The 10323-nt window shown below is 36.6% G+C and carries 9 protein-coding genes; all 9 read right to left on the minus strand.

From position 1 onward, the window contains the following. Nucleotides 1-43: 43 nt before the first annotated feature. Complete coding sequence (locus ACIQ4I_RS09680; RefSeq protein ID WP_403095713.1) at nt 44-928, minus strand: N-acetylmuramoyl-L-alanine amidase family protein; 885 nt, start codon at nt 926-928, stop codon at nt 44-46. Nucleotides 929-1012: 84 nt separating this feature from the next. Next, nucleotides 1013-2347, minus strand: coding sequence for a tRNA (N(6)-L-threonylcarbamoyladenosine(37)-C(2))-methylthiotransferase MtaB (gene mtaB, locus ACIQ4I_RS09685; RefSeq protein WP_403095715.1), 1335 nt, complete (start codon nt 2345-2347; stop codon nt 1013-1015). Nucleotides 2348-2362: 15 nt separating this feature from the next. After that, nucleotides 2363-3100 carry a 16S rRNA (uracil(1498)-N(3))-methyltransferase gene (locus tag ACIQ4I_RS09690; protein WP_403095716.1) on the minus strand — a complete coding sequence of 246 codons (738 nt, stop codon included), beginning with the start codon at nt 3098-3100 and terminating at the stop codon, nt 2363-2365. Between the two features lie 12 nt (nt 3101-3112). Next, a complete protein-coding gene (prmA, locus tag ACIQ4I_RS09695; protein ID WP_403095718.1) occupies nt 3113-4057 on the minus strand; it encodes a 50S ribosomal protein L11 methyltransferase in 945 nt (314 codons plus the stop codon). An 18-nt stretch (nt 4058-4075) separates the two neighbouring features. Further along, the gene (gene dnaJ / locus ACIQ4I_RS09700; RefSeq protein WP_403095720.1) at nt 4076-5194 is read right to left on the minus strand and encodes a molecular chaperone DnaJ; all 1119 of its coding nucleotides are present in this window, start codon (nt 5192-5194) and stop codon (nt 4076-4078) included. Nucleotides 5195-5439: 245 nt separating this feature from the next. Beyond that, the gene (gene dnaK, locus ACIQ4I_RS09705) at nt 5440-7269 is read right to left on the minus strand and encodes a molecular chaperone DnaK (RefSeq protein WP_397539373.1); all 1830 of its coding nucleotides are present in this window, start codon (nt 7267-7269) and stop codon (nt 5440-5442) included. A gap of 45 nt (nt 7270-7314) precedes the next feature. Further along, complete coding sequence (gene grpE, locus ACIQ4I_RS09710) at nt 7315-7890, minus strand: nucleotide exchange factor GrpE (protein WP_403095723.1); 576 nt, start codon at nt 7888-7890, stop codon at nt 7315-7317. A 25-nt stretch (nt 7891-7915) separates the two neighbouring features. Then, the gene (hrcA, locus tag ACIQ4I_RS09715; protein WP_403095725.1) at nt 7916-8941 is read right to left on the minus strand and encodes a heat-inducible transcriptional repressor HrcA; all 1026 of its coding nucleotides are present in this window, start codon (nt 8939-8941) and stop codon (nt 7916-7918) included. Nucleotides 8942-9040: 99 nt separating this feature from the next. Then, the gene (hemW, locus tag ACIQ4I_RS09720) at nt 9041-10174 is read right to left on the minus strand and encodes a radical SAM family heme chaperone HemW (RefSeq protein WP_403096126.1); all 1134 of its coding nucleotides are present in this window, start codon (nt 10172-10174) and stop codon (nt 9041-9043) included. Between the last annotated feature and the right edge of the window lie 149 nt (nt 10175-10323).

Consider the following 10323-nt stretch of genomic DNA (forward strand, 5'->3'; position numbering starts at 1 on the left):
GAGCAAGTTTTCTATTCAAAATTAAGCACACATATAATGTATTTTACTTTTGATTTTCATGTAGATATTTCCCTACTCCTTTTGCGATAGAAGTCGTTAATTTATCCATATACTTTTTATTCGAAAGATTGCGATCTTCCTCTGGATTTGTAACATAACCTAATTCAACTAATATTACAGGTACCTTTGACCAGTTAAATCCAGATAAGTCTGCTCGATAACTTAAGCCGTTTTGGTAAAGTGGAAATTCTTTTCCTACTTGCTGAACGATTGTCTTGGATGCCTTTTGGCTATTTCCAAAGACATTTTTTGTGTATGGATTATTCTTAGATGGTGCAATGATTGAAAATCCTTTCGCATTCGAATTCTCTGCTCCATCCGCATGCACTCGGATGAATAAATCTGATTTATGCTTGTTCGCTAATTCAGCTCGATCACGATTAGATAAATCTACATCATTTGATTTGCGAGTCAAAAAAACTTGATATCCTTTTTTCTTCAATTTCTTTTGTAGCATCTTAGAAGCCTCTAGTGTGATTGCGTATTCTGGTTTTCTTGTAACAATCCCCCTTGAACCGACAGTGGCTTTATACTTTGTTTGCGAAGATCCAGGCGCAACAGGTTCCTGCTCAATATTTGCATACATTTGATGACCAGGGTCAATTGTGATGACAATATTTTTCGATTTCTTTGCCTGGTTAGAAGATTTGCTGGTAATTTGCTTATCCTTAGTTTTCTCAACTTGCTTTGTTACATTCTTTGATGGCTTTTTGTTTTGCTCTACTATATTATTGATAGAACTATTACTATTCATATGATTCGTAATACTATTATTCAATAATCCTTGATTTGTTTGATGATTGACAATCAATATAACGCTTGAGACAACGAGCGTCATAATGATTAATGATATGGTCAATTTTTTCATCTTCATCGCCTCAATTCATTGTTATTTATAACTATAACAAAAAAGCCTAGCTTTGGTCGCTAGGCTTTTTGACATATTCTAAAATTATGCTTCGACAGTATCCATAACTCGAACAAATTGTGCGTGAGAATGAGGATATCCTGCATTGTCAATTTTGACTTTTACTAGTTTACCGATTATATCTTCAGTACCTTCAAATACAATTTTCAAATAGTTAGCAGTGTATCCTGTAAGTAACCCAGCTTCTTCACCATCTGTGAACATTTCTTCAGGAATCACTTCAAGAACTTGACCTTCAAATTTTGAAGCATATTCTTTTGCAAGTTGATCGTTTAAAGTTAATAAACGGTGAACACGTTCATTTTTCACTTCTTCGTCGACTTGATCTTCCATACGAGCTGCAGGAGTTCCTGTACGTTTTGAGAATGGGAATACATGAAGTTCTGCAAATTTATGTTTTGCAATAAAGTTATAAGTTTCCATAAATTCTTCTTCTGTTTCGCCTGGGAAACCGACAATTACGTCAGATGTTACCGCAAGGTCTGGCAACACTTCACGTAAACGATCTAAACGTTCACCGAAGAATTCCATAGTATATTTACGACGCATACGTTTTAAAACTGTGTCAGAACCAGATTGAATTGGAATGTGTAAATGATTCACAACAACTTTAGAATCACGTAATACTTCAATGACCTCATCTGTTAGTTGACTTGCTTCGATAGAACTAATACGTAGACGTTTTAAACCTTTTACATTGGTTTCTATATCACGTAAAAGTTGTGCTAAATTATAATCTTTTAAGTCTTGTCCATAACCACCAGTGTGGATACCAGTTAAAACGATTTCTAAATAACCTGCATCAACAAGTTGTTGTGCTTGGTGAACAACTTCTTTTGGGTCACGAGAGCGCATTAGTCCACGAGCCCATGGAATAATGCAGAAAGTGCAGAAGTTATTACAGCCTTCTTGAATTTTCAAGGAAGCACGAGTACGGTCTGTGAAGAACGGTACATCCAATTCTTCATATACTCTATTTTTCATTATATTTTTTACTGCATTAATAGGTTGACGTTCTTGTTTATATTGTTCAATATATCCAAGCATTTTCATACGGTCTTGTGTACCTACAACAATATCTACGCCAGGGATAGCCATTATTTCTGCAGGAGAAGTTTGAGCATAGCATCCTGTAACACAAATTACTGCATCTGGGTTTTGGCGAATCGCACGACGAATGACTTGACGACTTTTTTTATCCCCTGTATTCGTAACAGTACATGTGTTAATCACATATACATCCGCTTGATGATCAAATTCTTTTCGTTCATAACCTTCATCTTTAAACAGTTGCCAAATAGCTTCTGTTTCATAGTGATTCACTTTACATCCAAGTGTGTGAAAAGCCACTGAAGACAAGGCTGCTCACCTCTTTCATTCAAATTCATAAGAAATAGCAGAAAGCACATAGAAAGGTGCAGTTTCCGCTCTTAATATTCTAGGTCCAAGTGATATACACTGACATCCTAATTGTTTTAGAGCTTGCGCTTCCCCTCGATCAATTCCACCTTCTGGACCGAAGATGACAAGCATTGATTTATAATCATACACCTTTTTTAACTGTTCGGCAAATCGCGTACGTGCCTCTTGTTTGGCATCTTCTTCATCTGCTAGGAAGACAACATCATAGTTTTCCACTTCTTGTAAGAGCCTTTTGAAACTAATAGGCTCGTCAATTGTTGGTATATGTGTACGATGTGATTGCTCAGCAGCCTCTTTCGCAATTTTCTGCAATCGTTCTTGCTTCTTTTTGCTTTTTTTATAGTCCCATTTCACAATTGAGCGTTCAGCTTCAAAAGGTATAAATGAGTACATTCCTAATTCTGTTGATTTTTGGACGATTAACTCTAATTTATCGCCTTTCGGTAAACCACATGCGATGGTTACATTGATAGGAAGTTCTGGAGATGGAAGAGTACGTTGTGTTTTTTGCACATGTACTCCTTCATCACTTAGTTTGGCGATTTCACTAATAGTCGCTTCCCCATTATGTACGACGATAACTTCATCGCCGGCACGCATACGCATAACTTTCGAAATATGGTGAGCATCATCCCCACTGATGATGGCTAATTCATTGTCAAATGATTCATTGATAAAATAACGTTGCATGAGTACACTCCATTAGTTTTCGGCTTTACGAGAAATAATTGTAACCCAGTCTTCCATCATCATCACTTCATCAATAATAAAGCCAGCACTTTCAAGAGATGCTTTCACATCCTCTTTTTTTGCTTCGATAATTCCAGAAGTGATAAAATATCCGCCTGGTTTAACAACAGTATAAGCATCATCTGTAAAAGTCATAATAATTTCCGCTAAAATATTCGCTACGACTATATCAGCTGGTTCTTCTACAGTGTCTAAAAGGTTTCCTTGAACAATGTCGATATGGTCTTGGACTTTGTTTAGTTTTACATTTAGTTTTGCCGATTGTACTGCTACTTCATCCAGATCAAGTGCATGAACATGTTTAGCCCCAAGCATTGCTGCACCAATTGCTAAGACACCTGAACCTGTACCAACATCAGTAACCATAGAATTTTTTGTCACATACTTTTCTAATGCTTGTAAACTCATTACAGTCGTTGGGTGTGTTCCTGTTCCAAAAGCCATTCCAGGATCTAATTCAATAATTAGTTCATCACTATCAACTGGTTCATAAATTTCCCATGTTGGAACGATCGTAAAACGATTAGAAATCTTCACTGGATGGTAGTATTTTTTCCATGCAGTTGCCCATTCTTCTTCGTTTACTTCACTAATAGATACTTCGTTGGCCCCAATATTAATATCAAAATTAATAAGGTTAGTGATTGCAAGTTTAATTTCTTCTACTGTTTCTCCTAAAAAACTTGTGACAGGTAAATAGGCTTTTACTATTACTCCATCTACTGGGAAATCTATTGGATCTAATTCGTATAACTCACCAAATACATTTTCTCGAATCTTGAATAGATCTTCTGAATCTTCAATAACGACACCGCTTGCACCTGCCTCATGCAAGATATTTGAGATAGGTTCTACAGCTTCGTTTGTTGTATGGATGGATAACTCCGACCATTTCACTTGCAATCACTCCTCTAATTATTCACCTTTAAATTTTTTCTTCAATTTATCAATTAATGAACTACCTTGTTCTTCAGGTATGTCTCCTGAAATATTAGCAAATTCTCTTAATAGTTCTTTTTGTTTTTCAGTTAATTTTTTTGGAGTTTTGATTTGGACGATGACATGTTGGTCACCATTTCCATAACCATGAACGTTTTTAACTCCCTTACCTTTCATGCGGAAACGATCGCCTGATTGAGTACCTGCTGGAATTTTCATTTTTACGTTTCCATGAATTGTTGGAACTTCAATTTCATCACCTAATGCAGCTTGAGGGAATGTAATCGGTAATTCTAAATAGATATCATCACCATCACGTTCAAATCGATCATCTGCACGAACTTTGAAGACGATATATAAGTCACCTGCTGGCCCACCGTTTACTCCAGCTTCACCTTGACCACTTAAGCGTAATTGTTGACCATCATCCACACCTGCTGGGATATTGACTTTGATTTTTTTACGTTTTTTAACTGAGCCTGCACCATGACATGTTGAACATTTTTCTTTAATAATTTGCCCTGTACCTTGACAGTGGTTACATGCGCGACGGTTAACCATTTGACCAAATGGTGTATTGACCGTTTCAGAAATTTGACCAGAACCATTACAATGATTACATGTTTCTTTAGATGTTCCTGGTTTTGCACCTGATCCATGGCAAGTATCACATGATTCTTCACGAGGAATTTCAATTTCTTTTTCTTTACCGAATACAGCTTCTTCAAAGCTGATTGTCATACGATATTGAAGGTCATCACCTTTACGTGGGGCATTTGGGTCTCTACGAGTTCTTCCGCCACCAAAGAATGAACTAAAGATATCCTCAAATCCACCAAAGCCCTCAGCACCACCGAATCCACCAAAGCCTTGGTTTGGATCTTGGTGACCGAATTGGTCATAACGAGCACGTTTTTGATCGTCACTTAATATTTCATATGCTTCAGCTATTTCTTTGAATTTTTCTTCTGCTCCAGCTTCCTTGTTTAAATCAGGATGATATTGTTTTGATAGTTTACGATAAGCTTTTTTAATCTCGTCTTTAGACGCAGTTTTTTGAATGCCTAAAATTTCGTAGTAATCGCGTTTCTCCATCTTTCACACTCCGCTCTTTTCACATAATTATTATTGTACCATGTATCGATAAAATGGCAAAAGCAATCTAACTAATTGTGGCTAGTGATCAAGCTACCTCCGCTTTTATACTTATCCAGCTTTGGCGGCAAACCCGGTCGAATAACCTTTACCCGTTTCGGAAAAAAATGCCACTTAACCTTAAATTAAAAAAGCCAAAGCCCGAGAGCGGTCTTTGGCTTTTCATATTGCTTTATAAACGATGATTATTTATCGTTAACTTCTGTGAAGTCTGCGTCAACAACGCCATCGTCTTTTTTATCTGTAGCTTGGCCTTCTGCACCAGCTTGAGCTTGTTGTGCTTCAGCAGCTTGTTGGTAAACTTTCATTACTAATGGTTGAAGAATACCTTCTAATTTTTCTTTAGCTGATTTAATTCCTTCGATTTCACCAGCTTCAAGAGCTTTTTGTAATTCTTCTTTTGCTTCAGTTACTGATTTCTTTTCATCTTCAGTAATTTGATCGCCTAGGTCAGTGATTGTTTTGTCTACTTGGAAGACTAATTGATCTGCTTCGTTTTTAAGATCAACTTCTTCTTTACGTTTTTTATCAGCTTCTGCATTTGCTTCTGCTTCTTTTACCATACGATCGATATCTTCTTCAGATAAGCCTGAATCAGATTGGATTGTAATATTTTGTTCTTTTTGAGTACCTAGGTCTTTTGCTTTTACGTTAACGATACCATTCTTATCAATATCGAATGTAACTTCGATTTGAGGGATACCACGTGGTGCAGCAGGGATATCTGTTAATTGGAAACGACCTAAAGTTTTGTTGTCAGCAGCCATTGAACGTTCACCTTGTAGTACGTGAATGTCTACAGCAGGTTGGTTGTCTGCAGCTGTTGAGAATACTTGTGATTTAGAAGTTGGGATTGTAGTGTTACGATCGATTAACTTTGTGAACACGCCACCCATTGTTTCAATACCTAGTGATAATGGAGTTACATCAAGAAGTACTACGTCTTTAACGTCACCAGTAAGTACGCCACCTTGTACAGCAGCACCCATTGCTACTACTTCATCAGGGTTTACACCTTTATGAGGTTCTTTACCAGTTGCTTTTTTAACAGCTTCTTGTACAGCTGGAATACGAGTTGAGCCACCCACTAAGATAACTTGATCAATTTCAGAAGCTGATAGACCTGCATCAGATAAAGCTTGGCGAGTTGGTACCATTGTGCGTTCTACTAAATCAGCTGTGATTTCGTTGAATTTCGCACGAGAAAGTGATACTTCTAAGTGTAATGGTCCAGCTTCACCTGCAGTAATGAATGGTAATGAGATTTGTGCAGATGTTACACCTGACAATTCTTTTTTCGCTTTTTCAGCTGCATCTTTTAAACGTTGTAATGCCATTTTATCTTGTGATAAATCGATGCCGTTTTCTTTTTTGAATTCTGCCACTAAATAATCGATAATTTTTTGGTCAAAGTCATCGCCACCAAGACGGTTGTCACCAGCAGTTGCAAGTACTTCGAATACGCCATCACCTAGTTCAAGAATAGATACGTCGAATGTACCACCACCAAGGTCAAATACTAATACTTTTTGATCTTGATCCATTTTTTCTAAACCATATGCTAGTGCTGCAGCAGTTGGTTCGTTGATAATACGTTCAACTTCAAGACCTGCGATTTTACCAGCATCTTTAGTAGCTTGACGTTCTGCATCGTTGAAATAAGCAGGAACAGTAATAACTGCTTTTGTTACTTTTTCTCCAAGGTAATCTTCAGCATATTCTTTTAAGTGTGTAAGAATCATTGCTGAAACTTCTTGTGGAGTATATTCTTTATCTTCAACTTTTACTTTATAGTCAGTACCCATATGACGTTTAATAGAAATAATTGTATTTGGGTTTGTAATTGATTGACGTTTAGCTACTTCACCAACTTGGCGTTCACCGTTTTTAAACGCTACAACTGATGGAGTTGTACGAGCGCCTTCTTTGTTTGCGATAACTACAGGTTCGCCACCTTCTAATACAGATACGCAAGAGTTAGTTGTACCTAAGTCAATACCAATAATTTTACTCATTTTGAATTTCCTCCTAGATTTCTTTTCATCAAAGTATGATGTGTTTTATTCATTAACTTTAACCATCGCTGGTCGTAATACACGTTCTTTAAGTATATAACCTTTTTGCAATTCTTGTAAGACAATTCCAGATTCTTTTGTTTCATCTATTTCTTGCATTACTGCATGATGAATATTCGGATCAAACGGTGCATCTTCTGTTGCAATTGGTTCTAGGCCTTCGTTTGCTGTTGCTTCTATTAATGAACGGTATACCATTTCGATTCCTTGTTTCATCGATTGGGCATCTTCCGTTGTTGCTTCTACTTGTAGTGCACGTTCAAAATTATCTAATACAGGTAGTAAATCTGTAAGCAATTTTTGGGCACGATATTTTTCTTGTGCTACGCGATCAATTTGTGTGCGTCTTTTTAAATTATCAAAATCAGCACGTAGGCGTAAATAACGTTCATTTTCATTTTCTAGCTTTTCTTTTAGTAGCGCTAGTTCGTCTTGTCCATCTTCTTTTTCAGTATCTTCAACTGTTTCGTTTGTTTCAGCTGTTGTTTCTTCTACTGTTGTTTCTTCAGTAGTTTTTTCATTTTCAACTAGCTGTTCTTTTTCTTCTTTTGATTGAGACAATTGTCATCCTCCTCTAATGTCGATCTTACTGGATTCTTTTTGTAAATTGGTATGATAAACCATTACTCATAAAATCTAGAATTGAAACTACTCGTTTATAATCCATACGAGTAGGACCGATGATAGCAATAGATCCTTTTAGCTCTTCACCAACTGAATAAGACGCAGTAATTACACTACAATCTTCCATTGCTAAATGGTGGTTTTCAGAGCCTATCCGGATATGAATACCTGTTTCATGTAATGGAAAAATCGTTTGTATTTGGCTTGTTTTCTCCATTAGTTCCATTAACATTCGGACTTTGTTTAAGTCATGGAATTCTGGTTGATTGAGCATATTCGTCTTTCCACCGTAGTATATTTTACCTTCCCCTTGATATTTGTTGATATCAAAGATTGACGATAATAAACCATCATAGGTACCTAAATGCGATTTAATCACTGCCGCTGCCTCTTGCTCAAGCTTATTTTGAAGCTGCTCAAGCGGAACACCGACAAGTCGTTCATTTAATATGTTAACGACTTTCTCAATATCCGAAGGAGAAAAACTTTTCGGAATAGAGATTAAGCGGTTTTCAACATGTCCATTATCCGTTACGATAATAGCCACGGCCGAGTCAGCTGTCAAAGGAACAATTGAAAATTGTCTTACCCTATGGAGCTGAACATCTGGACCCAAAATAATGGAAGTGTAAGTCGTCAAATCTGATAGAATATCAGCAGATTTACGAATAACCTGTTCCGTTTCCATCATCCGATCTTGGAATAAGGATTGGATGGTTTTGATATCTTGAGTAGTAATAACTTGAGGCTTTAATAAATGATCTACATAATATCTATAACCTTTTTCTGAAGGTACTCGTCCAGAAGAAGTATGGGTTTTCTCTAAGAAACCTAACTCCTCTAAATCAGCCATTTCGTTTCGTATCGTGGCTGCACTAAAGGTCATGCCGTCCTTCTTCGCAATTTGGCGAGATCCTACAGGTTGCGCTGTCGCTATGAAGTCATCTATGATTACTTGCAAAATTTGCAACTTTCGATTTGTTAGCATGATCATCACCTCTCGTTGTTAGCACTCACCATCGAGGAGTGCTAATACAGTTATTAATTTATCACCTCTATATTATGATGTCAACGGAAATGCACAGGTTTATAGTAAAAATTCTTCAAATACTTCATTTCCTACAAAACGTCCATTACGAGTTAGTTTTATATAATCATCATCAATTGCTATAAACCCTTTAAGGACAAGCTCTTGCAATTGTTTTTCATAAATACTCTCTATTGTACAATTGAACTTTTCGATAAAATGTTTTTTACTTACACCCTCTGTTTTTCGTAGACCTAAAAAGAGTTCTTCTTCCATTCTTTCTTGCTTTGTTTCAGTATGTGTTTCATTGATCGGCTTTTCTCCATTTGAGATTTCTGCCATGTATTTTTTTAATGGTCCATGGTTTGAATAACGTATACCATTAATATATCCATGTGCACCTGCACCAAACCCAACATATTCATCATTATCCCAATAAATACGATTATGGATTGACGAATAACCGTCTTTACTAAAATTACTTATTTCATATTGATGCAAATCATGTTGCTCCATTTGCCGCATCAGTACGTCATACATTTCAGCCTCTAAATCTTCTCCAGGTAATCTCAACTTTCTTTTAGCCATTAAATTATAAAAAATGGTTTTTGGTTCAACTATTAAAGAATATGCTGAAAAATGCGGGAGCTGTAGAGAAAATGCAATATCTAAAGTGCTCTTCCACTGCTGCATAGTTTGTCCTGGTAATCCATACATTAAGTCTATACTTATATTCTCAAATCCAGTATTCTTAGCATCTTCAATTGTTTTGAAAACATGTTCATTTGAATGTGTTCGACCCAATTTCTTTAATAATTCGTCTTGGAATGCTTGTACACCTAAGCTAAGACGATTGACACCGCCATTATAGAGCACTTTCAACTTTTCTTTTGTTAATTCATCCGGATTTGCTTCTGATGTAAATTCTGTGACATGTTCCACCGGTATATACATACGTATTAACTCTAATAATCTATTCAGTTGTTCAGGCGATAATGAAGTGGGTGTGCCACCACCTAAAAAAATTGTTTCAATCTTTGAAAAATCATGGTCACGAGTCCATAAGCGCATTTCTTCGCCCAAGGCTTCAATATATTCATCGACTGGCTGATTTTTAAAAAATACTTTGTTGAAGTCGCAATAGTTGCAAATCTGATGGCAAAACGGAATATGGATATAAACACCTCTAGCCAATCTAAAACCTTCTTTCATATAAAGTGAAACTTCCATCAGCGAGGGCTTTATCCCATACTGATAGTTAGTTGAACCAATCGGGCTTTTACGGGCAGTTATCTCCTCCTTCCTTCTTCGCTTCTCTCTCAATTTTGAAGTAGGGATGTTCG

This window comes from Rummeliibacillus sp. NPDC094406 (genome assembly GCF_044763875.1).
In the GTDB taxonomy this organism is placed as follows: Bacteria; Bacillota; Bacilli; order Bacillales_A; family Planococcaceae; genus Rummeliibacillus.

Coding starts and splice junctions, on each gene's coding strand:
- hrcA (WP_403095725.1), bottom strand. CDS start 8,941: ATGCTAACAAATCGAAAGTTGCAAATTTTGCAAGTAATCATAGATGAC.
- ACIQ4I_RS09680 (WP_403095713.1), bottom strand. CDS start 928: ATGAAAAAATTGACCATATCATTAATCATTATGACGCTCGTTGTCTCA.
- dnaK (WP_397539373.1), bottom strand. CDS start 7,269: ATGAGTAAAATTATTGGTATTGACTTAGGTACAACTAACTCTTGCGTA.
- dnaJ (WP_403095720.1), bottom strand. CDS start 5,194: ATGGAGAAACGCGATTACTACGAAATTTTAGGCATTCAAAAAACTGCG.
- ACIQ4I_RS09690 (WP_403095716.1), bottom strand. CDS start 3,100: ATGCAACGTTATTTTATCAATGAATCATTTGACAATGAATTAGCCATC.